Source organism: Nocardia sp. NPDC049737 (genome assembly GCF_040674755.1).
Taxonomy (GTDB): Bacteria; Actinomycetota; Actinomycetes; order Mycobacteriales; family Mycobacteriaceae; genus Nocardia.
Genome location: NZ_JBFANH010000032.1, coordinates 1 through 26,740 on the forward strand (window position 1 = coordinate 1; position 26,740 = coordinate 26,740).

A 26,740-nucleotide genomic window follows, 5' to 3' on the forward strand; every position below is an offset into this window, starting at 1 on the left:
CCCCGGGCCGGCACCGCGATCGGCATCCAGCTGCCGATCGTTGGCGTCCGCCACGGACAACGGTCACCGGCTTGACTTTTCAGATTCCACAGAATGATCCGGGTTGTTGTGGCCTTCGAGGGGCCGCTGTTCCAGGACAGCTCAGCCCTGTGGTGACCGCGTCCTGGTTGCGGCGTAGGACCGCCACCGGTCCAAGATCAGAGCACCGACACCATGATCAATTGCCGAGTCCCCGTTCGCAGTTCGAGCGATGGGTTGATCACGGAAAGTGGGACAGATCCGAAAATCTGGCCACTAGCGCTCTTCGAAAATCGGCCACCTATCCACGATCGGAAGGGTGATCTCAGTGCAGGATTGGGCGCAGATCAGGCATCTCCATGCGGGGGAGGGCCTGTCGAGGCGGGCGATCGCGACCGAGTTGAGCATTTCGCGGGATACGGTTTCGTGGGCGATCAAGTCGGAGTTCCCGCCGCCGTGTCAGCGAGCGGCGGGTCCGTCGGCGTTCGATGAGTTCGAGGCGCTGGTGCGGGCATTGTTGGTGGAGTTCCTGGTGATGCCGGCGGCGGTGATCGCCGAGCGGGTGGGCTGGTCGGGGTCGCGGTCGTGGTTTCGTAAGAAGGTCGCCGAGCTGCGGCCGGAGTATGCGCCGAAGGATCCGGCTGATCGGCTCGAGTATCGGCCTGGTGATCAAGCGCAGGGTATTCGAAGAGCCTCGACACCAAGGGCTCGGTTGCCAGCGGCAGGCTGAACACTCACCTGCGGAGCGGGAGCGCGCCCGAGGTCGAAGCGTGGTCTCGGCGTGGGTGAATTCGGGTCAGATCTTCTGGCGGGGTCGGGCGCGGTAGCTGTCGGGTCAGAGATACCGGCTGCGGGTTCTGTGGATTCTCTTGGGGCTGAGGATCTTCGGGAGACAGTGGCTTGACGGATAGCGCATTACGCCAAGCCGCGCGGGACCAGCGCCGAGGCATCGAGGATGCGTCGGCTTCGCGACCGCCGACGTGCGCGTGAGAATCGGAAGTGCGGACGTCGAAACCGGTTACTCGAACGCCGAGAGGTATCTGCTGCGAGATATGGGGTTTTGCGCCGGAGAATCTCTCGGTAGATGCGGAAGTGCGGGCCGAATGTTCCAGGGGCGCTGGGGTCTCGGTGGGGGCGGAATATTGTTGTGGCGGTGTGTGTCCCCGTACGGGCGATGTCCGGACATTAGGAAGGCCGCCCCGGGTGTGGGGCGGCCTTGGTATGAATTCGGTTGGGGTGTTGCGTTTGTCGCCGCTCAGCCCGCCGTTGTCAGTTGCTGATTTCGGCGTTCTCGCGCTCGTCGGCGTCGATGTCGTCTTCCTCGGTCGAGACCTCGGGGATGGCCTTGGTGCGCGAACCGCCGGTGACCGACTTGGTGCCGCCGCCGATGGACTTGCGCTGATCCGGAACACCGTCCAGGAGTTCGCTTTCCCGGTTGACGGCCGCGAGCATGGCGGGCACGGAGTCGAGCTGGCCGCGGATGCCGAGCAGCTGGGCGAGCACTCGGCCGCGCAGCACGCGCATCTCCTCGGCGAGTTCCTTCGCGTGCGCGATCTTGCGCTCGGAGGTCTGAGTGGCGGAGGTGATGAGGCGGTTGGACTCGTCGGTCGCGTCCTTGATCCGCTGGGCGGCCTCGGCGCGGCTGGTGGCCTCGAGCTCCTCCATGGCGCGGGTGAGCTTGGTGCGACGCTCCGCCATGGTGGCCTCGAAGTCCTGCTGGGTCGCCTTGCGCTTGGCATCGGCTTCCTTGCCGAGGCGGTCGGCCTCGGCCTGAGCGGCCTCGATGATCTTGGCGGACTCGGTACGCGCATTCGCCAGGGTCTGCTCGAATTCGATCTCGAGCGCCTCGCGCTTCTCCTTGGTCTCGGCGAGCAGCGATTCGTACTTACCACGCATTTCGGTGGCCTGCTGCTCGGCGATCGACACCATTTCCGCCGCCTCGGCCTGCGCGAGCGCGCGGACTTCGGAAGCCTCGTCGGAAGCCAGTCGCAGCATCCGAGAGATGCGGTCGGACATGCCTTCCGCGGTGGTTGGCGGAACCGAAAGGCGATCAACTTCCTTACGGAGTTCGTCGATCTCGTCCCGCGCGTCCTCCAGCTGGCTGGCGAGGTTACGGGCTTGCGCCGCAGCGGCATCCCGATCTGTGGCGGTGACCCTTAACTCGGCATCGAAACGGTCGAAGTAGTTGCGTACCTCGTCTTGCGCATAACCCTTGCGCACAACGGTGAAGGGCAGTGCAACGAAGCGATTGCGATCGGACTCAGGTGACGACATGGCACACAAACTACAGCCTACTTGCACCTCATGGTGACTCGACCGCGAATGTGATCGGGACGAGATTTTCGGCCTCGATCTTGATACTAGTGCGTAACATTCGCGTTCGGCTCGACCAACTCGATCAGCACACCGCCAGCATCCTTCGGGTGAATGAAATTGATGCGAGAATCGGCGGTTCCGTGACGCGGGGCCTCGTACAGCAAACGCAGACCTCGATCACGAAGATACGTGGAAACGGCCACTATATCGGTGACGCGATAGGCGAGTTGCTGCAGGCCCGGACCGCTGCGTTCGATGAACTTGGCGATGGTGGACTCCGCGTTCAGTGGCGCCAGCAACTGCAGGGCAGTCGCGCCGTCCGGTGCGCCGGGCAAAGACAGCATCGCCTCGTGCACACCTTGGGCCTCGTTCACCTCCCGATGGGTCTCGATCATGCCGAGATTGTCGGCATACCAGGCAATTGCGGCATCCAAGTCGGGTACGGCGATGCCCACGTGGTCGACGGCGATGACGTAGTCGCCGGGGATGAAATTCGACGGGTCGATAACGTTGCTCACCCCTCGAACGTAGCGCCTGATCTGACACAGCCGGCCGGAGGCCGTCATTAGTCCCTTGCGCTTGGCCGAGCGTAGGCGAGGGCGCCGCGTACCTGGTAGGGGGCGTTCGAGTAGGACAAGCTACCGTTGAGTACAGAGGTTGACGTCGCGAGTGCTTCGGTGCGCGACGCTGTTCCGATCAATGAATGCGAGGCTCGTCGTGACCACAACCGTGATCGTCTCCGGTGCGCGTACCCCGGTCGGTCGGCTACTCGGGGGTCTGAAGGACTTCACCGGTTCCGACCTGGGCGGTTTCGCCATCAAGGCCGCGCTGGAGAAGGCTGGCGTCGCGCCGGAGCAGGTCGACTACGTGATCATGGGCCAGGTGCTGACCGCCGGTGCGGGACAGATCCCGGCCCGGCAGGCGGCCGTAGCGGCGGGCATTCCGATGGATGTGCCCGCGCTGACGGTGAACAAGGTGTGCCTGTCGGGTATCAACGCGATCGCGCTCGCGGACCAGCTCATCCGCGCCGGCGAGTACGAGATCGTCGTCGCGGGCGGTCAGGAGTCCATGAGCCAGGCCCCGCATCTGCTCGAAAGGAGCAGGGAGGGTTACAAATACGGCGATGTGACGCTGCGCGACAGCATGGCCTTCGACGGTCTGCACGATATCTTCACCGACCAGCCGATGGGTGCGCTGACCGAACAGCGCAACGACGCCGAGCCGGTCAGCCGGGAGGATCAGGACGCGTTCGCGGCGGCCTCGCATCAGCGTGCGGCGGCGGCGTGGAAGAACGGCGTCTTCGATGACGAGGTGGTCCCGGTCTCGGTGCCGCAGCGCAAGGGCGATCCGATCGTGGTGAGCACCGACGAGGGCATCCGCGCGGACACCACCGCCGAATCGCTGGCCAAGCTGCGCCCGGCCTTCCGCAAGGACGGCAGCATCACCGCGGGGACCGCCTCGCAGATCTCCGACGGCGCGGCCGCGGTGGTCGTGATGAGCAAGGAGAAGGCGCAGTCGCTCGGCCTGAGCTGGATCGCCGAGATCGGCGCCGCGGGCGTGGTGGCCGGTCCGGATTCGACGCTGCAGGATCAGCCTGCCAATGCGATCGCCAAGGCCTGTGCGCGCGAAGGCATTTCGCCCGCCGAGCTGGATCTGGTGGAGATCAACGAGGCGTTTGCGGCGGTCGGCATCGCGTCCACTCGCAAGTTGGGCATCGATCCGGAGAAGGTGAACGTCAATGGTGGCGCGATCGCCATCGGGCACCCGCTCGGCATGTCCGGTGCGCGCATCCTGCTGCATCTGGCGCTGGAGCTGAAGCGGCGCGGTGGCGGTATCGGTGCGGCCGCGCTCTGCGGCGGCGGCGGTCAGGGCGACGCGCTGATCATCAAGGTGTAGTTCTCGCCTCCGTCGGCCCGGCGTATACCGGGTCGGCGGAGTTCGGGTGTGACCGGTTCAACTACGACCCGTCGTAGCAGTCCGGCACAATGGTGGCCATGGGCAATTTCTTCGACTTGAGCACCGTGGCCAAGCGGTTCCGCTTCATCGCCGTGCTGGAGGCGATCTCCTGGGTCTTCCTGATCGTCGGCATGGTGTTCAAGCGACTCCCCGACCCGGTGCTGTGGCCGGTCAAAGTGTTCGGGATGACGCACGGCATCATCTTCATCCTGTTCGTCATCACCGCGATTCTCGCGGCCCGTGAGCTGGCCTGGAACACCAAGACCACGGTGCTGGCGCTGCTGTCCAGCATTCCGCCGTTCTTCACCGTGCTCTTCGAGGTGTGGGCCGTGCGCGCGGGCAAGCTCGGTGAGCTGAGCGACACCAGTTCCGTCGACACCGGAGCCCCGGCGTCGGTGACGCCGTGACAAACTGGAAACCGTGACTCGACCTGCTGCCCGCCGCCCCTCGCCAGCCGTCGCCGCCGCCATGTCCGGTGCGGTGGATCTGTCCAGCCTGAAGCAGCCCCCGGCCGGTGCGTCGGGTGCGGGCGGCGGCGGCGACTACGCCGTCTCCGAGGCGGATTTCGAAACGAAGGTGCTGCGCCGGTCCACTCAGGTGCCGGTGGTCGTTGCGCTGTATTCGCAGCGCAGCCCGGGCAGCGTCGAACTGGTCCAGACGCTGGAGCGGCTCGTCCAGGAGGGCGCGGGCGCGTGGGATCTGGCGACAGTCGAGGCAGAGGCCAATATGCGGATCGCGCAGGCGTTCGGTGTGAAGGGCATTCCGACGGTGATCGCGGTGGCCGGTGGTCGGCCGCTCGCGGATTTCGAGGGCGCCCAGCCGGAGCCGCAGGTCCGGCAGTGGTTGAGCGCGGTCGTCGATGCGGTCGGGGGTCAGCTCGAGGGCGGTGAGCAGCCCCAGGCGGTCGAGGACCCGCGTTTCACCGCCGCAGAGGCCGCGCTCGAGCGGGGCGACTTGGCCGGTGCCGAAGCGGCCTATGAGGCGATCATCGCTGCCGAGCCGGGCAATGAGGAGGCGAAGAGCGCACTGCGTCAGTTGCGCTTCCTGTCCCGTGCGCAGGCCATTTCGGACTCCGCGATCGCCACTGCCGATGCCGATCCGGCGAATGTCGACGCGGCTCTGGAGGCCGCCGATGTCGAAATGCTGAGGCAGCAGCCCGAGGCCTCGTTCGACCGGTTGATCGCGGTGATCAAGAAGACGGCGGGTGATGATCGAACCAAGGCCCGCACCCGGCTGCTCGAACTCTTCGAATTGTTCGACCCGGCAGAGCCTTTCGTGGTTGCCGCGCGCCGCAAGCTGGCTGCCGCACTGTACTGACCCAGCCGCCGCGGCGCGCATGGCATGGGCGGATAGTGTGCGCCCATGCGGTCGCCGGACCTATCCGCCGATCGCATCGGCGCGGTCGATTGCCGGGCGCGGTTATTGGCAACGCAATCGCGCTGCTGGGTAGCGAACGTTGTGGGGACTGGCGCAGCTGAACACTGCTGGTGGCTTATTTCTCCGGTGCGAGCCAGATCGCGGTGTTCGGGGCCAGCGCTACGGTGGCCGAAGCCGGTCGACCGTGCCATGGCGCATCGGTCGCCTTGACACCGCCCAGGTTTCCGATGCCCGAGCCGCCGTATTCGACGGCGTCGGTATTGAGGATTTCGCGCCAGGTGCCGGCGCTCGGCAAGCCGACGCGGTATTCGCCGTGCACCGAGCCGGAGAAGTTGAAGACGCAGGCGATGACCGAACCGTCGGAGCCATAGCGCAGGAAGGCGATCACATTGTTTTCGCGATCGTCGGCCTGGACCCAGGAGTAGCCGCCGGGGCTGGTGTCCTGACTCCACAGCGCGGGATGGGCGCGGTAGACCGCGTTGAGATCTCGGACGGCGGCCGTAATGCCCTGGTGCAGTGGGTTTTCCAGTTCGCGCCAGTCCAAGCCGCGATCGTGTGACCATTCCCGGAACTGGCCGAAATCCTGGCCCATGAACAGCAATTGCTTACCGGGATGCGACCACATGTAGGCCAGTAGTGCGCGCACGCCCGCCGCCTTGGCGAAGTCGTCGCCGGGCATTCTGGTCCACAGGGTGCCCTTGCCGTGCACGACCTCGTCGTGGCTGATGGGCAACACGTAGTTCTCGCTCCACGCGTATACCAGCGAGAAGGTGATCTCGTTGTGGTGCCAGGAGCGGTGGATCGGATCGCGCCCCAGATAGCCCAGGGTGTCGTGCATCCAGCCCATATTCCACTTCATGGTGAACCCGAGACCGCCGACATCGGCGCCGCGGGTAACACCCGGCCAGGTGGTGGATTCCTCGGCGATGGTGACGACGCCGGGATGGTGGCGGTGCACGGTTTCGTTGAGGTCCTGCAGGAAGTCGACGGCCTCCAGATTCTCCCGACCGCCGTGCACATTGGGTTCCCATTCGCCTTCGGCGCGTGAGTAATCCAGGTACAGCATGGACGCGACCGCATCGACGCGCAGTCCGTCGATATGGAATTCTTCGATCCAGTACCGCGCATTGGCGACCAGGAAGTTGCGCACCTCATTGCGGCCGAAGTCGAAAATATAGGTGCCCCAGTCGAGTTGCTCGCCGCGACGCGGGTCGGCGTGCTCGTAGAGCGCGGTGCCGTCGAAGCGTGCCAGCGCCCATTCGTCGCGGGGGAAGTGCGCGGGCACCCAGTCCAGCAGTACGCCGATGCCTGCCGCGTGCATGCGGTCGACGAAGGCGCGGAAATCGTCGGGGGAGCCGAAACGGGCGGTCGGCGCGTAATACGACGTGACCTGATAGCCCCAGGAGCCGCCGAACGGATGCTCGGCGATCGGCAGCAGTTCGATATGGGTGAATCCGGCCGAGCGTACGTAATCGGCTAGCTGGTCAGCCAATTCGCGGTAGCCGAGGCCGGGACGCCAGGAGCCCAGGTGCACTTCGTAGACGCTCATCGGGGCGCGGGTCGGGTCGGTGCGTTCGCGGGCCGCGACCCAATCCCCATCGGACCACACGTAATTGCTTTCGGTGACCACCGATGCCGTCGCGGGTGGCAGCTCCGTCGCGAAGGCCAGCGGATCCGCATGATCCACGGTGCGTCCATCCGCGCCGTGCAGCCGGAACTTGTACTTGGTGCCGACGCCGACCCCCGGCACGAAAACCTCCCAAACCCCGGAGGATCCGAGCGAACGCATCGGTGCGGTATTCCCGCTCCAACCGTCGAAATCGCCGATCACGGTGACACCACGGGCATTCGGTGCCCAGACGGCGAACGACGTCCCGTCCACCTCGCCGTCGAGGGTGGTGTAATGACGCGGATGCGCGCCGAGCACCTCCCACAGGTGTTCGTGACGGCCCTCCCCGATGAGATGCAGATCCAGCTCACCGACGGTGGGCAGAAAGCGGTAGCCGTCCGCACTGATGATCGTCTGTCCGCCTTGGTAATTGGTGACGATGCGATAGTCCATCAGGTCCTGATGCGGCACGACACCTGCGTAAATGCCGTGTCCCAACGACTTCAGCGGATGATCGACGCCGCCGACCCGGGCGAACACGGTATCGGCGTGCGGGCGCAACACTCGCACGATCGTGCCGTCGGGGTGGGGGTGCGCGCCGAGCACAGTATGCGGATCGGCGTGGGTGCCCGCCGCGAGCAGCATCAGATCGCGGCGTTTCATCGAAATGTCCTCCGGAAGGCCAGTTCCGCGCGCGCCTGCTGTGATACCGCGGGCAGCGTCAGAATATGGGCGACCGCGCGGGCCGGATCCAGGCGCACGTAATTGGTCTGCGCCCAGTGGTATTCCTCGCCGCTGACCTCGTCGAACACCACCGGATGGTCGTGCCATTCGCGGCCGATGGCGGGCAGGTCGAGCGAGATCATGCCCCATTCGACCCCATAGGGATTCAGATTCACCACGACCAGCACCGCGTCACCGCTGACCGGATCGACCTTCGAATAGGCCAGCAGCGCGTCGTTGTCGACGTGATGGAAGTGGACGCAGCGCAATTGCTGCAGTGCCGGATGCGCGCGGCGGATCTCGTTGAGCCGAGTGATCCACGGCTCCAATGATTCTCCGCGCGCGAACGCCTCGGCGAACGGGCGTGGGCGCAGCTCGTACTTCTCCGAATCCAGGTATTCCTCGCTGCCCGGGCGCACCGCCTGATGCTCGAAGAGTTCGAATCCGGAGTAGACACCCCAGGTCGGTGCCATGGTCGCGGCCAGCGCCGCGCGGATGGCGAACATGCCGGGACCGCCGTGCTGCAGGCTTTCGTGCAGGATGTCGGGGGTATTGACGAACAGGTTCGGTCTGGCCTCGTCGGCCTTGGCCGCCAGTTCGTTGCCGAATTCGGTCAGCTCCCATTTCGCGACGCGCCAGGTGAAATACGTGTAGGACTGGCTGAATCCGCGGCGGGCCAGTCCGTAGAGCCGCGCCGGTCGGGTGAATGCCTCGGACAGGAAGATCACGTCCGGATCGGTGCGCCGCACGGTCGCGATCAGCCATTCCCAGAAGTCGGCTGGTTTGGTGTGCGGGTTGTCGACGCGGAAGATTTTCACGCCCAAGCCGATCCAGTGTCGGACGACGCGCAGCACTTCCGCGTACAGTCCGTCCGGATCGTTGTCGAAGTTGACCGGGTAGATGTCCTGGTACTTCTTCGGTGGATTCTCGGCGTAGGCGATGGTGCCGTCCGGGAGGGTGGTGAACCACTCCGGGTGCGCGGCGACCCACGGGTGGTCCGGTGCACACTGCAGTGCCAGGTCGAGCGCTACCTCGAGGCCGAGTTGGGTTGCGGTGGCGACGAATTCAGCGAAGTCGGCGGTGCTGCCGAGTTCGGGATGGATTGCGTCGTGCCCGCCCTGCTTCGACCCGATCGCCCACGGAGATCCGACATCACCGGGTTCGGCGGCGAGCGTGTTGTTGCGGCCCTTGCGGTTGATCTCACCGATCGGGTGGATCGGCGGCAGGTAGACCACATCGAAGCCCATGCCCGCGATACGCGGCAATTCCTTTGCGGCGGTGGCGAAGTTACCGTGGATCGGGTTGCCCTCGGCATCGCGGCCGCCGGTCGAGCGCGGGAAGAATTCGTACCACGAGCCGTACAGTGCGCGTTGACGTTCCACCAGTATCGAGTGCTGCGGGCCGCGAGTGACCATGTCCCGCAACGGCGTATCGCGCAGAATTTCGGCGACGTCCGAACTGAAGGCGGGGGCGACCCGGGCGGGCAGCTGTTCGTCGGTGCGCAAAGCCGTCGCGGCGGCGCGCAAGCGCTCGAACTGCTTCTTTGGCACCGCCTGCGCGGCCCGCTCGAACAGCCGGGCGCCTAGCTCGAGGTCGTTGGCGAGATCCGCGGCGCTCTGCCCGACGGCGAGTTTCGCCTCCACCGCTGCCCGCCAGGTGGCGATCGGATCGCTCCAGCCCTCGATGCGGTAGGTCCATGTGCCGGGCAGGTTGGGTACGAAGGTGGCGTTGAAGACATCCGGTTCGTAGTCCGGCGTCATGCGAATGCGGGTGATCCGCGACGAGCCGGGGCCGCGCACCGCGAGCGTGGCGGAGACGGCGTCATGGCCCTCGCGCCAGACCACGGTGCGCACCGGAAAGACCTCGCCGACCACGGCCTTGGCCGAGCGGCCGCCGGGTATCGCAGGGGCGGTGTCATCGATTGCGATGCGGCCGGTCACGTCGACCAACCTACCGGGTGCCGGGCGGTTGGACGGGATCAGCGTGCGTCGGCCGCCAGACCGAGACCGAGTGCGACCAGGATCGCGCCGAGCGCGCGCTGCACCCGCTGGCGGATTCCGGTTCGCCGCAGCCAGGTCCCGGCGTGGTCGGCGGCCAACACGATGCCGATGCACCAAGCGGTATCGATGACCAATTGGATGCCCGCCAGGATCAGCACGGTCGGCAGCACCGGCCCGCTCGACGGCAGGAACTGCGGCAGGATCGTCAGGCCGAAGACGGCGGCCTTCGGATTCGCCGCGATCGAGATCAGCGAGGCGCGGAAGGCCGAACCGGGGGTACGGCCGGTCGGCAGTAACTTGGGCGCCCGGGGTTGGGAGCCGGCGGGGCGGGTAAACGCCGTGCTGCCGAATTCGTCGCCACCGCGGGCACCGCGCCAAGCCTGCACGCCGAGCCAGATCAACACCAACGCCCCGATGACGTGCGCCGTCGTGTTGATGAACCGGTTCGCGACCAGCAGCACCGACAGACCCGCGCCACCGGCGAGCGTCCACCCGAACACCCCGATCTCGTTCCCGGCCACCGCCGCCAAGCCCGCCGCGCGACCGTCCCGCACGGCGCGTTGGAGGAACAGCGCCGTCGCCGGTCCCGGCAGTGCGGCCAGGATGAAGCAGGCCAGCAGGAACTGGGGGAGCACATCGATCCAGTGCGGCATCAGGCGATGCTCTCACCCGCCCGGGTTGGTCGCGAGCCATTATTCGGTCTGGGCGTCGGGGCCAACGGCATCGCGTCCGCCCGATACTCAACAGTATGAAATGTTCATACTGTTGAGTATCATGCTGGTCATGGCGCGTATTACAATCTCGATCCCCGACGACCTGGCTGCCAAAGCGGATCGCGCGGTCGAAGCGGGACTAGCGTCCTCCGTATCATCGTGGTTCGCCGCGCTGGCCCGTCGGGAACCCGACTGGGCCGCCGCTGAGGCCATCCTCACCGAACTCGCCACCGAGGCTGGAGTCACCGACGCCGACCGAGAAGAGGCCGGCGCTGCTCTTGACGCTGCCGAGGCCGCCGCAGCGGCGGACCACCTCGGCGGTGCTGCATGATTGTGCTCGACTCCGGAGCATTGATCGGCCTCGAAAAACGCAACTCCCGCGCAGTCGCGGTGTTGCAAGAAGCTACCCGGCGGAATTACCAAATCCTCATCCCCGCAACAGTTCTGGCACAGACATGGCGGAACAGCCCACGTCAGCATGCGATTTCGTGCCTTTTGAAGGCGCATACGGTCACCGTCGCCGGACTCAGCGAGACCCACGCCATCGCGGTCGGCGCGTTGCTGGCCGTCACTGGAACTGCTGATGTGGTCGATGCACACGTGATCGTGCTTGCTCGTGCCGTGCAGTCGATCATGGTCGTAACCTCCGACCCCGACGACCTCACCGCCCTCGACCCTGCGGTGCGGCTGCATGTGGTCTGATGGTCGGGGTCTGCCGCCCTCCCATTGACCGTGACCGCGGATGCGGCGGATCTGGTCAGGTGACCTGGGCGGCTGGAGCCCCCAGGTGTCGCGGCATTCGGTAGGGTTCGGCAGGTGAAGGCACTCCGTCGTTTCACCGTCCGTGCCCATCTGCCCGAGCGTTTGGCGGCCCTGGGCGAACTTTCCACGAATCTGCGCTGGTCGTGGCATTGGCCTACCCAGGACCTGTTCGCCGAACTCGACGCCGAGCTGTGGCGCGAGCTCGGACACGATCCGGTGCGGATGCTGGGTGAGGTCCCCGCGGCGCGGTTGGACGAGCTCGCCGCCGACGCGGACTACGTCGGGCGCGTGGATGCCGCGGCCGCCGATCTGCGCGACTATCTGACGCGACCGGGCTGGTTCCAGCGGCAGACCGACGAACCGGTGCGCGGTATCGCCTACTTCTCGATGGAGTTCGGCGTCACCGAGGTACTGCCGAACTATTCGGGTGGCCTCGGGATTCTCGCCGGTGATCATCTGAAGTCCGCATCGGATCTGGGGCTGCCGCTGATCGGCGTCGGATTGCTCTACCGCTCCGGCTACTTCCGACAGTCGCTGACCGCGGACGGTTGGCAGTCCGAGCACTATCCGGCGCTGGATCCGCAAGGGCTGCCATTGCGGCTGCTGACCACCGAAGGTTCGCCGGTGCTGATCCATGTGGCCATGCCCGATCAGCGGGTGTTGCGGGCGCGGGTATGGATAGCACAGGTCGGGCGGGTGCCATTGCTGCTGCTGGATTCCGATATCGCCGAGAACGATCCGGAACTGCGCGCGGTCACCGACCGGCTCTACGGCGGTGATCAGGACCATCGAATCAAGCAGGAGATCCTGGCCGGTATCGGTGGGGTGCGGGCGGTGCGCGCCTATACGCGAGCTGCGGGGGTGCCGGATCCCGATGTGTTCCATATGAACGAGGGCCACGCCGGATTCCTCGGCGTCGAGCGGATCCGCGAATTCGTCTCGGCCGGACTGGATTTCGACACCGCGCTCACTGCGGTGCGGGCCGCGACCGTGTTCACCACGCATACGCCGGTGCCCGCGGGTATCGACCGGTTCCCGATGCCGTTGGTGCGCAGGTATTTCGGCGGTGGCCACGGCGAATCCGAATCCGCCATGCTGCCAGGGCTTTCCGTCGACCGGATCGTCGCGCTCGGTCGCGAGGCCGACCCGTCGGTGTTCAATATGGCGCATATGGGCTTGCGGCTCGCCCAGCGCGCCAATGGTGTTTCCAAACTGCACGGCGAGGTGAGTCGCGCGATGTTCGCGCCGCTGTGGCCCGGCTTCGACGCGACCGAGGTGCCGATCGGATCGGTCACCAATGGTGTGCACGCCCCGACCTGGGCCGCGCGCGAATGGTTCGACAAGGCACGCGAACATATCGGTCCGGAGCTGGTCGAGGAGGCGCGTGGCTGGGAGAAGCTGCGCGACTTCGACCTGGGTGAATTGTGGTCGACCCGGAATACGTTGCGCGCTATCCTCGTTGCCGAGGTGCGCCGGCGGGTCCGCGCGTCCTGGTTGCAGCGCGGTGCGGCTTCGGCTGAATTGGGTTGGGTCGACAGCGTTTTCGATCCGAACGTATTAACCGTCGGTTTCGCGCGCCGGGTGCCGACCTACAAGCGGTTGACCCTGATGCTGCGCGATCCGCAGCGCTTGCGTGCGCTGCTGCTGGATCCCGACCGGCCGATGCAACTGGTCGTCGCGGGGAAAAGCCACCCTGCCGACGATGGCGGCAAGGCGCTGATTCAACAGGTCGTGCGGTTCGCCGACGATCCGGAAGTGCGTCATCGCATCGCCTTCCTGCCCGACTACGACATGTCCATGGCTCGCTACCTGTACTGGGGTTGCGATGTCTGGCTGAACAATCCGCTGCGTCCGCTGGAGGCCTGCGGCACCTCCGGTATGAAGTCCGCGCTCAACGGCGGACTCAACCTCTCCATCCGCGACGGCTGGTGGGATGAGATGTACGACGGCGAAAACGGTTGGGCCATACCGACCGCCGACGGTGTCTCCGATGAACACCGCCGCGACGACCTGGAGGCCGCCGCCCTCTACGACCTGTTCGAACGCACCGTCGCACCGCGCTTCTACGACCGCGACGGCTCGGATATGCCGGTGCGCTGGGTCGAGATGGTGCGCCACACTCTGCAAACGCTCGGCCCGAAGGTGCTGGCCTCGCGCATGGTTCGCGACTATGCCGTCGAGTACTACACTTGCGCCGCATCCGCCGGTCGACGCGCGAGCGCCGACGAATTCGCTGATGCCCGAGCGGTTTCGGAGTACCGCCGCCGAGTCGAGGCCGCGTGGTCCTCGGTCAAGATCATCCAGGTCGACAGTGCGGGCCTGCCCGACACTCCGATCATCGGCGCCGACCTCTCTCTCGCCGCCCGCATCGACCTCGGCGGACTCACCCCCGGCGACGTCACGGTCCAAGCGGTACTGGGCCGCGTCTCGCCGACCGACGACCTCTCCGACACCACCACCTTCCCCATGACCCACACCGGATCCGATTCCGGCGTAGACCGTTTCACCGTCGAAACCCCGGTGCCCCTGTCGGGCGCCGTCGGCTACACAGTCCGCGTACTCCCTCACAACGAATTACTCGCCAGCGATGCCGAACTGGGCCTGGTAATCGCCCCGAACGGCTAATCGACCGCGCTGCGCTGGTGTAAGGGTCGCATGCTGGACCCACTCCGAGCTCTCGGCGAGTTGGACCAGGCCTTTCAGGTCCCAGGGGAGCGGGTCTGAGATGGCGACCGTGACGCTGCTCACGGAAACCTCTACCTGCTGATGGGCCGGGTTCTGGGGAGCAGTGAATTGTCGGCTACCGTGCCCTGGCACCCCTGTACTTGTTTTCGACTGGAGAGCTCATGGTCACCGACGTTCTGACGCGAACCCGAGGACGCCTCGACGCGTACTTCGGCATCAGTTCGAACGGTTCGACCATGAAGCGCGAGCTGATGGCCGGAACCATCACCTTCCTCGCCATGTCCTATGTGCTCGCCGTGAATCCATCGGTTCTCGGCGACGAGGGCACGCTCGGTGCCAAGGGCATTCCCATGCAGGCGGTCTTCACCGCGACGGCCGTCGCCGCGGTCTTCGGCACGCTGGTCATGGGGGTGTGGGCCAGATATCCGATCGCGCTCGCACCGGGCATGGGCCTGAATGCCTTCTTCGCCTATTCGGTGGTGCTCGGGATGGGAATCCCGTGGCAGGTGGCGCTGTCGGGGACCTTCCTGTCCGGCGTGATCTTCTTCGTACTCGCGATCACCAAGGTGCGCGAACGCATCCTTAACGCGATTCCGATGCAGATGAAGCTCGCCGTCGGCGCGGGCATCGGCATGTTCGTGGCATTTCTCGGCCTGAAGAACGCGGGCATCGTGGTCAATAGCGAGGCCACCCTCGTCACCCTCGGCGACTTCACCAAGGGCACCACGCTGCTGGCACTGTTCGGTCTCGTGATGACCGTGGTGTTCCTGGTCATCGGCTGGCACGGCGCGGTGCTCTACGGCATCGTGCTCACGGCCATTGTGGGTGTCATCAGTGGTTTAGTCGATCTGCCCACGGGTGTCGTGGCGATGCCGACGGGACTCGAGCACACCTTCGGCCAGGCGATCATCCACCTGCCCGATGCATTCACCGGCCAGATGGCAGTCGTCATTCTCACCATGCTCTTCGTCGACTTCTTCGACTGCTCCGGCACCCTGATCGGCGTCGCCAACCAGGCCGGACTGCTCGACAAGAACGGCAAACTGCCGCGTGCGGCCAGCGCACTCGCCGCGGATTCGGTGGGCACCATGGCGGGTGCGGTTATCGGCACCTCGACCACCACCGCCTACGTCGAATCGACCGCGGGTGTCTCAGCGGGCGGACGGACCGGCATGACTGCCGTGACCACGGCGGGGTGGTTCCTGATCGCCATGTTCTGCTACCCGATCTTCGCCGTGGTCGCCGGTTCGGCGGCCATTACCGCGCCTGCGCTGATCGTGGTCGGCGTGCTGATGGCCCGCGCGCTCGGCGAGATCGACTGGAACCGTCTGGAGTACTCGATTCCGGCGTTCATCACCGTCGTCATGATGCCGCTGACCTACTCGATCGCGAATGGCCTGGCGATGGGCATGCTGTTTTATCCGATCGTCATGGTCGCGAAGGGACGAGTCAAAGAGGTGCATCCGGCGATGTGGGCGCTGATGGTGATGTTCCTCGGATATTTCTTCTTCCTCGCGAAATAAGTCGCGCCTATCGCGCGGTTGGGTCGTTCTGTGCGATAATCGGACCGCAGTCCGCTTCATTGCCGAGGCTAAACAAGCCATTTGTTCATAACCGATGCGCGAATGAGGACCAGCATGAATACCAACGGCACACTCGAACGCTCCACCAATCCGAGTGGCGCGACCCTCGACAACTCCGCCGCCGATATCGGCCTGCTGGTGCTGCGCGTCGTCTTCGGCGGCCTGCTCGCGGCGCACGGCGCTCAGAAACTGTTCGGCTGGTTCAGCGGCATGGGTTGGAGCGCCAACGCCGCCGCCTTTGATTCCATGGGCTACAACCCTGGAAAACTGTTCGGCACCCTCGCCGGACTCAGCGAATTCACCGGCGGCATTCTATTGCTGCTCGGCCTGCTGACACCGCTGGCCTCGGCCATCGTGCTCGGCACCATGATCAATGCGGTCAATGCCACCTGGGGTGGGGGGCTGTTGACCGGTAAGGGCTACGAAACGCCCTTGCTGTTCGCCGCCGTCGGTGCGGCTGTCGCTTTCACCGGCCCCGGCAAGTTCTCCCTCGACCACGGCCGTCCGTGGCACCGTCAGGGCATTGTCTGGGGTGGTGCCGCCATCGCGGTGGCCGTGGTCGCGGCTGTCATCACCTTGATCCTCAAGTGGACGCTCTGATCTCGTAACAGATCGCGGCGCGGTGACCGGGGGTGCTCGCCGCGCCGCGAATTCATCTGGGTTGGCAACCGTTTTCACGTTTCGTCCGAGTGCGGGTGCAGGACCAGAACCGTGGTCGCTCCATGGTGGAACTCGTAGGCCGTCTCCCGGAGCGACGAGCGGATTCCCTTGTCGTGCAATTCTTTTCGCAGATGTGCGACCAGATCGTCTTGGCGTGCGCCGGTGTGATCGACGAGCGGATAGAGGCGAGTCTCGCCCGCGGACACTCGGGAGAGTTCGAGCAGGGATGCGAGATGGAAATCCGGATCGAGTCGGTCGGCGTAGGTGAAGAGCAGATGTGAGCTCAGGGCCAGATCGAAGCTGTTGTCGGGAAAGGGAAGTGACGGCAACACAGCCGCGACGTATCGGTCTCGATGAGCAGTGAGGTCGGCGCCGAAGCGGGCCGCCGCGGCCAGGCGGATTGCTCGGTGCTGTTGCGGATCGCCGTAGAAATCCCACCGGTAGCGGTCCAGATGTGCTGTTGCCCAGATGTTTCCGCGATTGGTTTCGGAGACGGCGAGGGTGCGCAGTTGCTCCGCGGGTTGGGCGTAGATCGGATCCGCCGCGATGACGGTGGCCCCGAGTTCACACGCCTGCGCGGTGAAACTTGCTGCGCCGCCTGGGCAGTCGAGGATGTGTCCGTCGAGGTCGGCTTCGGTGAGTGCAAAGATTGCCCGGTATTCATCCAAAGATCTTGCGCTGATCAAGAATTCGCCGAGTGTGCCGATATCTGGCTGGTGCGTCATTGGGAAACGGTCTCACGGGTGCACCGGCGGTGACAGGGATTTGTGGTGTCCCCGCGCCGCGTGCAGGGCTTGGCGCGGGGATCGCCGATACGTCCGGTGTGGGAATTGGGGTTCCACCGACGTACCGATTCTCAACTTACTTCTGCCTGGAAATATTGGCATCCTTTGTGAGTGGTCTCACAGTGTGTGCAGCTCAGGCGCTTGCGGCGGCGAGTCGCCGCAGCGCTTTGGTGACGACTTCGGGATCGGCGGTCTCCCAGTACGGCGGCAGTGACGCCCGCAGATAGGCGCCGTAGCGCGCGGTCGCCAAACGAGAATCCAGGATCGCGACGACGCCGCGGTCATCGACGCTGCGTAAGAGCCTGCCGGTGCCCTGGGCCAGCAGCAGCGCGGCGTGATTAGCCGCAACGGTCATGAAGCCATTGCCACCGCGCGACTCGACGGCCCGCTGTCGCGCGGTCAGCAGCGGATCGTCGGGGCGCGGGAACGGGATCCGATCCAGGATCACCAGACTCAGCGACGGACCGGGCACGTCGACGCCCTGCCACAGCGACAGCGTGCCGAACAGAGAGGTCTCGGGGTCGTCGGCGAACTTGCGCACCAGCGCGCCGGTTGCGTCGTCCCCTTGACACAGAACGGGAGTATTCAGCCGCTCGCGGAGTGCGTCGGTGGCCGCGCGTGCGGCTCGCATCGAGGAGAACAGCCCGAGCGTGCGTCCACCCGCAGCGTTGATCAGCCGCTCGATTTCGTCGAGGTAGGCCGGTGCCAGACCGTCTCGTCCGGGGGCGGGCAGATGCTTCGCGACATAGAGAATTCCCGACTTGGCATGGTCGAACGGCGAACCCACATCGAGCGAACTCCAGCGCACGGTCTCCGCGTCCGAGGGCGCCTCGGCGCCGTTTGCGGTTGCCGTATCGCTGCGGTTGGCCGATTGTGCGGGCAGGCCCCAGGTGATGGCTAGTCCGTCGAAAGAGCCGCCGATCTGCAGGGTGGCCGAGGTCAGCACGACGGTGGCGGTGCCGAAAAGTCGGCTGCGCAGTAGCCCGCCCACCGACAGCGGCGCCATCCGCAGCGTGCGCCGGGTGACGCCGCGGATCTCGTCGGCGGCGAGCCAGATGACATCGTGACGCTTGGCCGGATCGGATTCGTCGAACGCGGTCAACGCGCGCACCGCGCCGTCGTGCACCTCATCGATGGCGGCCAACGCCTGGGTGCGGGCGGCAGCGCTTTCCGGATCGCCCTGTGCGGTGGTGCCGCCCTGCGGCGCGAGCGCGGTACGGGCATTCCAGGCGGCATCGCGGACCAGTGCGAGCACCGGCGCGATGCCATCGGGCAAGGTGTCCCAGCGGGCGGCGGGCAGTTCGTCGAGCACCGTGTGCCAGGCCTCCCCGGCCTCCTCCAGCCGGTCCACTTCCTGCTGGTCGATGAGTTTGGCGCAGCGCCGGGCTGCGGCGCTGATCGTCGATGCGGCCAGTTCGGCGGTGGCGACGCCGGTGACCCGATCGACCAATTCGTGCGCCTCATCGATGACGACCACATCGTGTTCGGGCAGCACCTGGATGCCGCTGATCGCATCGATCGCGAGCAGGGCGTGATTGGTCACCACCACATCGGCCTGCGCCGATTCGGCTCTTGCCAGTTCGGCGAAGCAGTCCTGGCCGAACGGGCAGCGCGACTTGCCGAGGCACTCCCGCGACGACACGCTGACCTGCCGCCAGGCCCGATCGGTGACGCCGGGAGCGAGCTCGTCCCGGTCGCCGGTTTCGGTATTCGATGCCCATTCGTTGAGCCGCTGCACCTCCCGGCCCAGCCGCGAGATGGCGAATGCGTCGAAGAGTTCGGCCTCCGCGGGTTCGTCCGGAATCACGCTGTTGATCTTGTTCAGGCACAGATAGTTATTGCGCCCCTTGAGGATCGCGAATTTCGCCTCCCGCCCGAGCGGCTTGCTCAGCGCCTCGGCCAGTCGCGGCAGGTCCCGGTCGACGAGCTGACGCTGCAGCGCGATCGTCGCGGTCGACACCACCACGGTCCGGCCGGTTCGTACCGCATGACGCAGGCTCGGCACCAGATACGCCAGCGACTTCCCGGTCCCGGTGCCCGCCTGCACCGCGAGGTGTTCCTTGGTATCGATGGCGTGATCCACCGCCGCCGCCATCGTCACCTGCCCGACGCGTTCCTTCCCGCCGAGCGCGCGCACGGCGGTGGCCAAAAGCTCGGGAACGGGAGGCAGTTCGGGCACGCGACGAGCCTACTGCTTCGGACCGACACCGATAACCGCCCGATCGGATCCTCGGCCTGCTTCGCGCATCTTCCGAACGCGAAACCGGCGTGTTCTGCGGAAGGTCGGGTGGAGGGTCTGCGCTAGCGAATGACCGAGCCCTCGATATCCACCCCCGCCGCACGCATGCGATCGAGTGCGGCGGTGGTCGTATCGGGTGCGACGCCAGCGGTGAAGTCCAGCAGCACCCTGGTGTCGAAACCTTCGATGCGGGCGTCCAGAGCGGTGGCGCGGACGCAGTGGTCGGTGGCGATGCCGACGATGTCGAGTTCATCGATGGCGCGCTCACGTAGCCAGTCAGCGAGGCTGGTGCCGTCCTCGGTGGCGCCCTCGAAACCCGAATAGGCGGCACTGTATTGGCCCTTGGAGAAGATCTCCTGGATCTGCTCGGTATTCAGGGCGGGGTGGAAATCCGCGCCGGAGGTGCCGACCCGGCAGTGCGGCGGCCAGGTGTCCAGGTAATCCGGATGGTCGGAGAAATGGCCGCCGGGATCGATGTGGTAGTCGCGGGTGGCCACGACCGCGCTGTAATGCGCGGAGTCCAGGTAGCCGGTGATGCGCTGGGCGACCGTCGCCCCGCCGGTGACGGCAAGGGACCCGCCCTCGCAGAAGTCGTTCTGCACGTCGACGATGATCAACGCTCGGTTCATGTCGACCTCACCTTCCCAGGATCTAAGCGCCGAAGGTGTAAACACTCGGGCCCCTGTCTGTGGATTACATTGTGCCGCCTGATCGCTCGGGCGGGCTACCAACACTCGGAGGTCCACGTGAGCAGTACCGCCAGAATTTCGATCGCACTCTTCGTCGGCTACACGGCCTATCTCGCCACCGCCTTTCTGCTGGGTGACCGACCCGATGGGGTAGGTGACTGGGTGCCGCTGCTGATCAAGGGGTTCCTGATCGTGCTGGTAGCGATCTCCTTCGTGGAATGGCTGACCAAGCGACGCCACGCCGAAGCGGTCCGGGTCAGTTCGCGAATGTCGTCGGAATCGCAGGTTCCCCAGCCGATAGCTTCAGGCCCTCCCACGGCAGGCTGACCAAACCGCGCGCTACCAACTTGCGGCTGTCCGCGAGCGTGGGCAGCTCATCCACCGGTTCGCCGTCGCGCACCAGCGGGGTCAGCAACTCGCGCACCTCGAATCCGTTTGCGGCGGGCTGGGTTCCGGCGGCCGGATAGATGATCTCCTCCACCACGGTGCCGGTCCGGCGCGACAGCCGAATCGCCTTCTTGGTGCCCCCGCGCGACTCCTTGTGGCTGCTGCGCTTGGCGACCGGCAGCCCGTCCACCTCGACCAACTTGTAGACCATTCCAGCAGTGGGTGCGCCGGACCCGGTGACCAGCGACGTCCCGACCCCATAGGCATCCACCGGTTCGGCGCGCAGTGCGGCGATCGCGTACTCGTCCAGATCGCCGGAGACCACGATGCGGGTCTTGGTCGCGCCGAGTCCGTCGAGTTGGTCGCGCACCTGCCTGGCCAATACGCCGAGATCACCGGAATCGATACGCACACCGCCCAATTCGGGCCCGGCGACCTCGATGGCGGTCGCCACTCCCTGGGTGATGTCGAAGGTGTCGACCAGCAGTGTGGTGCCGATGCCGAGTGCCTCGATCTGACCGCGGAATGCGGCGGCCTCGTGCGCGCCATCCGCAGCGCTGTGCAGCAGGGTGAACGCATGCGCGCTGGTACCCGCCCCCGGCACGCCGAACCGGCGCACGGCCTCCAGATTGGAGGTGGCGTCGAAGCCGGCCACGTATGCCGCGCGCGAGCAGGACGGCGCCGCGAGTTCGTGGGCGCGGCGGGAGCCCATCTCGATGATCCGGCGTCCGTCGGCGGCGCTCACCATGCGGGCGGCGGCCGAGGCGATCGCGCTGTCGTGATTGAGGATCGACAGGGCGATGGTCTCCAACAGGACGCATTCGGCGAAGCTGCCGCGCACCGAAAGAATCGGGGAGCCCGGGAAATACAGTTCGCCCTCCGGATAGCCGTCGATATCGCCGGTGAAGCGGTACTCGCGCAGCCAATCGATGGTCCTCGAGTCCAGGAAGCCAGCCGCGATATCGAGCTCCGGTTCCTCGAAACGGAAATGCGCCAGCGCCTCGACCAGTCGGCCGGTGCCCGCGACCACCCCGTAGCGGCGACCATTCGGCAAACGTCGTGCAAACACCTCGAAGGTGCAGCGGCGGTGCGCCGAGCCGTCGCCGAGGGCGGCCGCGAGCATGGTCAGTTCGTACTGATCGGTCAGCAGGGCGGTGCTGCGCATCTCCACCCCAGCCACTGTAGACAGCCGTGGCGGGCATGATAGGCCGGTGTGGTCGGGGTGTCTGTCAATTACCGGTGGACGGGTGTTGTGTATCCGGAGTCGAGTCGTACCCTGAGTGTTATGGCCTTGTGCGAAGTGAACGCGACACTGTCGGCGGCACAGGCGACTCCGGAGGCGGTCGAATACACCGAGATCCTGGAGGCCGAGGACCGTCCGTGGGTGACGGTCGTATGGGATGATCCGGTCAACCTCATGCACTACGTCGCCTACATCTTCCAGAAGCTGTTCGGCTACAGCAAAGCGAAGGCGACCGAATTGATGCTGAAGGTGCACAACGAGGGCAAGGCAGTAGTGTCGTCGGGTTCGCGGGACAAGATGGAACAGGACGTGCGACGGCTGCACGCCGCGGGTCTCTGGGCGACCATGCAACGGGACGACTGACCGGTACGACTACCCTGACGTCAGTGCGTAAGTGGAGCCGGAAGAACTCGCTGAGCGGCCTCAAATTGCGATCCGAAATGGACGCGCGTGAGGCGAGCGTGCTGCGGTCCCTGGTCGGCGCGGTTTCCGGCCTACTGACCGAGCGGGCCGAATCCGCACCCGACGATGAGCTCGCCGAGCTCACCGGGCTGCGCAGCGGCAATACGACCCCGCCCGACGATCCCCGGCTGCACCGGCTACTGCCGGACTTCCACCGGAGTGAACCGGGCTCACCCGATGCCGATCGCGCCGATCTCAACAGCGCGCTGCGCGGCCTGCACGAACCGGAGATCATCGACGCCAAGCTGGCGGCCGGATCGGTGGTGCTGAATACGGTGCCGACCGACGGCGGGAAGATCGTGCTGACGCCGGAGCAGGCCGACGCCTGGTTGACCGCGCTGACCGATGTGCGGCTGGCCTTGGGCACGGTGCTCGGAATCGATGCCGAAACACCGGATCACCTCGAACCCGATGATCCGCGCGGGCCGCATCTGGATGTGTACCACTGGCTGACGTGGATGCAGGATTCGCTGCTGCAGGCCCTCGCGCCCTGAGGGGCGTCCGTCCGGGAACCGATGCGCGGTCAGGTCCGCCGCGGCTCGAAGTGTCGCATGCTTGCATGGAGATCGTCGTGACCAGTAGTCAGGAGCACATGCTGTGAATGCGCAAGCCGGACTGCGGAATTCGCTCACCGATGTGCCGAGCCTGCTGGTCGGGCACCATCATCTGCTCGACCCGGACGCGACGCTGGGTTCCGGCGCGGCGACCGGCTGCACCGTCGTGCGCGTGCCCGGCGGTGCGATCGCGGCGGTCGATGTGCGCGGCGGCGGGCCGGGGACCAGGGAAACCGATCTGCTCGCCCCGGGCAATACTGTGCGCCAAGTGAATTCGATCCTGCTCACCGGCGGCAGCGCCTACGGACTCGCGGCAGCGGACGGCGTAATGCGTTGGCTGGAGGAACATCACGAGGGCATACCGATGGATCCGGCCGATCCGAGTCGGGTGGTGCCCATTGTCCCCGCCGCCGTGATCTTCGATCTTCCGTTGGGGGACTGGCGAATTCGACCGACCGCCGACTTCGGTTTCCGCGCGGCCGAGGCGGCGGCGGAGGAGTTCGAGCGCGGGTGCGTCGGCGCTGGCGTCGGTGCGCGCGCCGGTTCGATCAAGGGAGGCGTGGGCACGGCGAGCGTAGTGCTCGGCGCGGGTGCGGCCGCGGGTGTCACCGTGGCGGCGCTGGTTGTCGCCAACCCGGTCGGCTCGGTTTTCGATCCACGCACCGGCCTGCCATGGGGCATCGGCACCGAGGGCCCCGACGCATTCGGCCTATCTCCGGCTACGCCCGAGCAACTGGCCGTGGCCAACGCCCTCCCGGTCAAGGGCACCGTCCTCAATACGACCATCGGCGTGGTCGCCACCGACGCGCCTCTGGACCCGGCCAGCTGTCAGCGTATGGCGACCACCGCCCACGACGGGCTCGCCCGCGCCATCCGGCCCGCCCACTCGCCCCTGGACGGTGACACCCTCTTCGCCCTGTCCACCGGCACCGCCGAAATCACCGAGGCCGCGCTGCCGCCTGCGTTCCCATCCGACCTCCTGGTCCTGGACGAGATCTGTACCGCGGCGGCCGTCTGCGTCGAGCGCGCCATCGTCGATGCGATCCTGTCCGCCCACTCCGTGGCGGGCATCCCCGCGTACGCCGATCTCTTCTCGCGCTCCTAGCGGCCCCGCGCAGCTTCGGACGGTTTCGCTTATCGGCTGGCCGCGCTCGGAGCGGGTCCCGCAGAGTTTCGGGCGGCCCCGCACATCGACTCGCCGCCAGACATGCCGGGCGGGATCCGCGAAAGTGTGCGGGAGCCACGGGAACAGCGTCGAGGAGGGGACCGGCCGACAGGTGGATGGGAATAGCGGAATATTCTGGGTCGTTGTCGGGTGCGATGTGTCGGCAGCGGATATGCCGAATGCGGAAGGGTTTGACTCGTGCTGGTGATCAGGACCGACCTGGTGGAGGCGATGGTGGCGCATGCGCGCGCCGATCACCCGGACGAGGCCTGTGGCGTCATCGCCGGTCCGGAGGGTTCGGATCGGCCGGAGCGTTTTATCGCCATGGTCAATGCCGAGCGCTCGCCGACCTTCTACCGGTTCGATTCCGGTGAACAGCTGAAGGTGTGGCGGTCGATGGACGATGCCGACGAGACCCCGGTGGTGATTTACCACTCGCATACCGCCACCGAGGCCTATCCGAGCCGCACCGATATCTCCTATGCGTCCGAGCCGTTCGCGCATTACGTGCTGATCTCCACCCGCGATCCCGAGCAGCACGAACTGCGCAGCTATCGGATCGTAGACGGTGAGGTCACCGAGGAGCCGGTGCGGATCGTCGATGCGTACGAGACCGCTTAGTACCCATGTTCGTCGAATTCGAGGAGTCCCCATGCCGGTAACCGTGTCCATCCCGACCATCATGCGTGGCCTTACCGGAGGCGAGAAGCGCGTCGACGCGCAGGGCTCGACCCTGTCCGCGCTGATCGAGAACCTCGAGGCCAACCATCCGGGCCTCGCGGAGCGGCTGCTCAAGGACGGCAAGCTGAACCGCTACGTCAACATCTACGTCGACGACGAGGATGTGCGCTTCGCGGGCGGACTCGACGCGCAGGTGCCCGAGGACGCGAGCGTCACCATCCTGCCCGCCGTCGCCGGAGGCTGATCGAGCCCGTGGCGCGCTATGAATCGCTGATCGCGACCCTCGGCAACACCCCGCTGGTCGGTCTGCGCAACCTGTCCCCGCAATGGGACGGTGAAAATCCGGTGCGGCTGTGGGCCAAACTCGAGGACCGCAACCCGACCGGTTCCATCAAGGATCGTCCCGCTCTGCGGATGATCGAACAGGCCGAGGCCGACGGCCTGCTGACGCCCGGCTGCACGATCTTGGAGCCGACCAGCGGAAATACCGGCATATCGCTGGCCATGGCGGCCAAACTCAAAGGCTACCGGCTGGTCTGCGTGATGCCGGAGAACACCTCGGTCGAGCGCCGTCAACTGTTGACCATGTTCGGTGCGCAGATCATCGATTCCCCGGCCGCGGGCGGTTCCAATCAGGCGGTCGCGCTGGCCAAGCGGATCGCCACGGAGAATCCGGACTGGGTGATGCTGTACCAGTACGGCAATCCGGCCAATGCCTTGGCGCACTACGAGACCACCGGCCCGGAAATCCTCGCCGACCTGCCCGAGATCACCCATTTCGTCGCGGGTCTCGGCACCACCGGCACGCTCATGGGAACCGGCCGCTTCCTGCGCGAGAAGGTGCCCGGCATCGAAATCGTCGCGGCCGAACCGCGCTACGGCGAACTCGTGTACGGACTGCGCAATATCGATGAGGGCTTCATTCCCGAGCTCTACGACGAGTCGGTGCTGACAACTCGTTTTTCGGTCGGTCCATTCGATGCGGTGCGGCGCACGCGCGAGCTGGTGCTGGAAGAGGGCATTTTCGCGGGCATTTCGACCGGCGCGATTCTGCATGCGGCGCTCGGTGTCGCGCGCAAATGCGTGCGTGCGGGCACGCGCGCCGATATCGCCTTCGTGGTGGCCGATGGCGGGTGGAAGTACCTGTCCACCGGGGCGTACGACGGGACCCTCGAAGAGGCCGAGGAACGCCTCGACGGCCAGCTCTGGGCCTGAGTTTCGAGCGATCCGGCCGGAGCGTGCGCTTTTCGCGCGGAAAGTGCACGCTCACGCCTGTATCACCGGCCGTTTGGTCGCGAATTGCCCCGGTACTCTCGAAAGAGCGAGTCCCTTGTCGCATATCGTCGGCGTCCGGGTCTCGCTCGACGAGGAGGTTGCGATGACCGGCGGTTCGGGAATCGGTTCGTCGTTCGATCCGGAACGGATCGCCGCACTACGCGCCCAACTGGGGCAGTCGAGCATGCCTTCCGGTACGCCCGCCAAACCGAACAGCGTCGCGCCGATCAAACAGCTCTGGCTGCGCGCGGGCGTCATCATCACCGCATTCGTCGCCCTGCTCTACGGCATCGAAGGCGTCGACAACCTCGACCACAACCAACTCGATTACAACGGCATCGAACCGCGCGAGGCGGACGGCCTGTGGGGCATTCTGTGGGCCCCCGTCCTGCATCACGGCTGGGACCACCTGTTCGCCAATACGCTTCCGGTTATCGTCCTCGGCTTCATCACCCTGCTCGCGGGCATCGGTCGTGGACTCGCCGCCACCGCGATCATCTGGATCGTTGCCGGAGTCGGCGTCTGGCTCACCGGCGCCACCGGATCGGTGCATCTCGGCGCATCGTCGCTGATATTCGGCTGGCTGACCTTCCTGATCTCGCGTGGCTGGTTCGCCCGCAATCTGGTGCAGATCGGGATCGGCCTGGTTGTGCTGGCGATTTACGGGTCGGTGCTGTGGGGTGTGCTGCCCGGACAGCCCGGAATCTCTTGGCAGGGCCATCTTTTCGGGGCAATGGGTGGAGTGCTGGCCGGCTGGGTACTCTCTGGTGATGAACGTCGACACCGTCGCGGGGATCGAGCCGGAGTCAATGCGTAGTCGCGGTTGTCGCGCGGTTCGCAGCGGAATGTGGGGGATCG

At 66.0% G+C, this 26,740-nt stretch carries 25 protein-coding genes; 16 read left to right on the top strand and 9 right to left on the bottom strand.

Translation table 11 applies throughout. The features are described 5' to 3' along the window. Nucleotides 1-337 precede the first annotated feature (337 nt). Complete coding sequence (locus AB0J47_RS33835; RefSeq protein WP_364355631.1) at nucleotides 338-748, top strand: hypothetical protein; 411 nt, start codon at nucleotides 338-340, stop codon at nucleotides 746-748. A gap of 539 nt (nucleotides 749-1,287) precedes the next feature. Here AB0J47_RS33835 and AB0J47_RS33840 read toward each other — a convergent pair. Together AB0J47_RS33840 and mce are read right to left on the bottom strand one after the other, a co-directional pair. Next, a complete protein-coding gene (locus AB0J47_RS33840; RefSeq protein ID WP_364355634.1) occupies nucleotides 1,288-2,292 on the bottom strand; it encodes a hypothetical protein in 1,005 nt (334 codons plus the stop codon). A gap of 86 nt (nucleotides 2,293-2,378) precedes the next feature. Then, nucleotides 2,379-2,852, bottom strand: coding sequence for a methylmalonyl-CoA epimerase (gene mce, locus AB0J47_RS33845; RefSeq protein ID WP_364355637.1), 474 nt, complete (start codon nucleotides 2,850-2,852; stop codon nucleotides 2,379-2,381). 199 nt (nucleotides 2,853-3,051) lie between these two features. On the opposite strand from mce, the gene AB0J47_RS33850 reads away from it, so the two are divergent. The 3 genes from AB0J47_RS33850 to AB0J47_RS33860 all read left to right on the top strand — a co-directional run bounded on the left by AB0J47_RS33850 (nucleotide 3,052) and on the right by AB0J47_RS33860 (nucleotide 5,607). Continuing rightward, the gene (locus AB0J47_RS33850; protein ID WP_364355640.1) at nucleotides 3,052-4,230 is read left to right on the top strand and encodes an acetyl-CoA C-acetyltransferase; all 1,179 of its coding nucleotides are present in this window, start codon (nucleotides 3,052-3,054) and stop codon (nucleotides 4,228-4,230) included. 89 nt (nucleotides 4,231-4,319) lie between these two features. After that, nucleotides 4,320-4,697 (top strand): DUF3817 domain-containing protein, encoded by a 378-nt coding sequence (locus AB0J47_RS33855; RefSeq protein ID WP_364355643.1) that lies wholly within the window; start codon nucleotides 4,320-4,322, stop codon nucleotides 4,695-4,697. A gap of 61 nt (nucleotides 4,698-4,758) precedes the next feature. Beyond that, nucleotides 4,759-5,607, top strand: coding sequence for a tetratricopeptide repeat protein (locus AB0J47_RS33860; RefSeq protein WP_364355848.1), 849 nt, complete (start codon nucleotides 4,759-4,761; stop codon nucleotides 5,605-5,607). Nucleotides 5,608-5,782: 175 nt separating this feature from the next. Here the strand turns inward: AB0J47_RS33860 and glgB are convergent, their stop codons facing one another. From glgB to AB0J47_RS33875, 3 genes are read right to left on the bottom strand one after another with little or no spacing between them, the layout of a single operon-like run. Next, nucleotides 5,783-7,939 (bottom strand): 1,4-alpha-glucan branching protein GlgB, encoded by a 2,157-nt coding sequence (gene glgB, locus AB0J47_RS33865; protein WP_364355646.1) that lies wholly within the window; start codon nucleotides 7,937-7,939, stop codon nucleotides 5,783-5,785. Beyond that, entirely contained in the window at nucleotides 7,936-9,939 is a 2,004-nt protein-coding gene (locus AB0J47_RS33870; protein ID WP_364355649.1) for an alpha-1,4-glucan--maltose-1-phosphate maltosyltransferase, read from the bottom strand. Before AB0J47_RS33870 ends, glgB begins: the two co-directional genes overlap by 4 nt. 38 nt (nucleotides 9,940-9,977) lie before the next feature. Further along, nucleotides 9,978-10,652 carry a LysE family translocator gene (locus AB0J47_RS33875; RefSeq protein ID WP_364355652.1) on the bottom strand — a complete coding sequence of 225 codons (675 nt, stop codon included), beginning with the start codon at nucleotides 10,650-10,652 and terminating at the stop codon, nucleotides 9,978-9,980. A gap of 130 nt (nucleotides 10,653-10,782) precedes the next feature. Here AB0J47_RS33875 and AB0J47_RS33880 point away from each other — a divergent pair, with 130 nt between their 5' ends. From AB0J47_RS33880 to AB0J47_RS33900, 5 genes are all read left to right on the top strand, one after another. Continuing rightward, nucleotides 10,783-11,043, top strand: a complete 261-nt coding sequence (locus AB0J47_RS33880; RefSeq protein WP_364355655.1) for a hypothetical protein — start codon at nucleotides 10,783-10,785, stop codon at nucleotides 11,041-11,043. Next, a complete protein-coding gene (locus AB0J47_RS33885; RefSeq protein ID WP_364355658.1) occupies nucleotides 11,040-11,414 on the top strand; it encodes a hypothetical protein in 375 nt (124 codons plus the stop codon). Before AB0J47_RS33880 ends, AB0J47_RS33885 begins: the two co-directional genes overlap by 4 nt. 114 nt (nucleotides 11,415-11,528) lie before the next feature. Next, nucleotides 11,529-14,099: an alpha-glucan family phosphorylase gene (gene glgP, locus AB0J47_RS33890; protein ID WP_364355660.1), complete on the top strand. Its 2,571-nt coding sequence runs from the start codon at nucleotides 11,529-11,531 to the stop codon at nucleotides 14,097-14,099. 221 nt (nucleotides 14,100-14,320) lie between these two features. Further along, the gene (locus tag AB0J47_RS33895) at nucleotides 14,321-15,682 is read left to right on the top strand and encodes an NCS2 family permease (RefSeq protein ID WP_364355663.1); all 1,362 of its coding nucleotides are present in this window, start codon (nucleotides 14,321-14,323) and stop codon (nucleotides 15,680-15,682) included. 114 nt (nucleotides 15,683-15,796) lie between these two features. Next, nucleotides 15,797-16,342 (top strand): DoxX family protein, encoded by a 546-nt coding sequence (locus AB0J47_RS33900; RefSeq protein WP_364355666.1) that lies wholly within the window; start codon nucleotides 15,797-15,799, stop codon nucleotides 16,340-16,342. 74 nt (nucleotides 16,343-16,416) lie between these two features. Here the strand turns inward: AB0J47_RS33900 and AB0J47_RS33905 are convergent, their stop codons facing one another. The 4 genes from AB0J47_RS33905 to AB0J47_RS33920 form a co-directional block, all read right to left on the bottom strand. Then, complete coding sequence (locus AB0J47_RS33905) at nucleotides 16,417-17,127, bottom strand: methyltransferase domain-containing protein (RefSeq protein WP_364355669.1); 711 nt, start codon at nucleotides 17,125-17,127, stop codon at nucleotides 16,417-16,419. Nucleotides 17,128-17,320: 193 nt separating this feature from the next. Beyond that, nucleotides 17,321-19,366, bottom strand: coding sequence for an ATP-dependent DNA helicase (locus tag AB0J47_RS33910; protein ID WP_364355672.1), 2,046 nt, complete (start codon nucleotides 19,364-19,366; stop codon nucleotides 17,321-17,323). Nucleotides 19,367-19,488: 122 nt separating this feature from the next. After that, a complete protein-coding gene (locus AB0J47_RS33915) occupies nucleotides 19,489-20,055 on the bottom strand; it encodes a nicotinamidase (RefSeq protein WP_364355675.1) in 567 nt (188 codons plus the stop codon). Nucleotides 20,056-20,371: 316 nt separating this feature from the next. Beyond that, the gene (locus tag AB0J47_RS33920; protein ID WP_364355851.1) at nucleotides 20,372-21,667 is read right to left on the bottom strand and encodes a nicotinate phosphoribosyltransferase; all 1,296 of its coding nucleotides are present in this window, start codon (nucleotides 21,665-21,667) and stop codon (nucleotides 20,372-20,374) included. Nucleotides 21,668-21,787: 120 nt separating this feature from the next. On the opposite strand from AB0J47_RS33920, the gene clpS reads away from it, so the two are divergent. The 7 genes from clpS (at nucleotide 21,788) to AB0J47_RS33955 (ending at nucleotide 26,699) form a co-directional block, all read left to right on the top strand. Beyond that, on the top strand, nucleotides 21,788-22,108 hold the full coding sequence (gene clpS / locus AB0J47_RS33925) for an ATP-dependent Clp protease adapter ClpS (RefSeq protein ID WP_040687186.1): 321 nt from the start codon (nucleotides 21,788-21,790) through the stop codon (nucleotides 22,106-22,108). A gap of 23 nt (nucleotides 22,109-22,131) precedes the next feature. Continuing rightward, on the top strand, nucleotides 22,132-22,701 hold the full coding sequence (locus AB0J47_RS33930) for a DUF2017 domain-containing protein (protein WP_364355678.1): 570 nt from the start codon (nucleotides 22,132-22,134) through the stop codon (nucleotides 22,699-22,701). A gap of 103 nt (nucleotides 22,702-22,804) precedes the next feature. After that, nucleotides 22,805-23,866 carry a P1 family peptidase gene (locus tag AB0J47_RS33935; RefSeq protein ID WP_364355681.1) on the top strand — a complete coding sequence of 354 codons (1,062 nt, stop codon included), beginning with the start codon at nucleotides 22,805-22,807 and terminating at the stop codon, nucleotides 23,864-23,866. Between the two features lie 258 nt (nucleotides 23,867-24,124). Continuing rightward, the gene (locus AB0J47_RS33940) at nucleotides 24,125-24,547 is read left to right on the top strand and encodes a M67 family metallopeptidase (RefSeq protein ID WP_364355684.1); all 423 of its coding nucleotides are present in this window, start codon (nucleotides 24,125-24,127) and stop codon (nucleotides 24,545-24,547) included. Nucleotides 24,548-24,578: 31 nt separating this feature from the next. Further along, nucleotides 24,579-24,851 (top strand): MoaD/ThiS family protein, encoded by a 273-nt coding sequence (locus AB0J47_RS33945; protein WP_364355687.1) that lies wholly within the window; start codon nucleotides 24,579-24,581, stop codon nucleotides 24,849-24,851. Nucleotides 24,852-24,859: 8 nt separating this feature from the next. Next, nucleotides 24,860-25,822 (top strand): cysteine synthase, encoded by a 963-nt coding sequence (locus tag AB0J47_RS33950; protein ID WP_364355690.1) that lies wholly within the window; start codon nucleotides 24,860-24,862, stop codon nucleotides 25,820-25,822. Between the two features lie 244 nt (nucleotides 25,823-26,066). Further along, nucleotides 26,067-26,699 carry a rhomboid family intramembrane serine protease gene (locus tag AB0J47_RS33955; protein ID WP_364355854.1) on the top strand — a complete coding sequence of 211 codons (633 nt, stop codon included), beginning with the start codon at nucleotides 26,067-26,069 and terminating at the stop codon, nucleotides 26,697-26,699. Nucleotides 26,700-26,740: the final 41 nt, after the last annotated feature.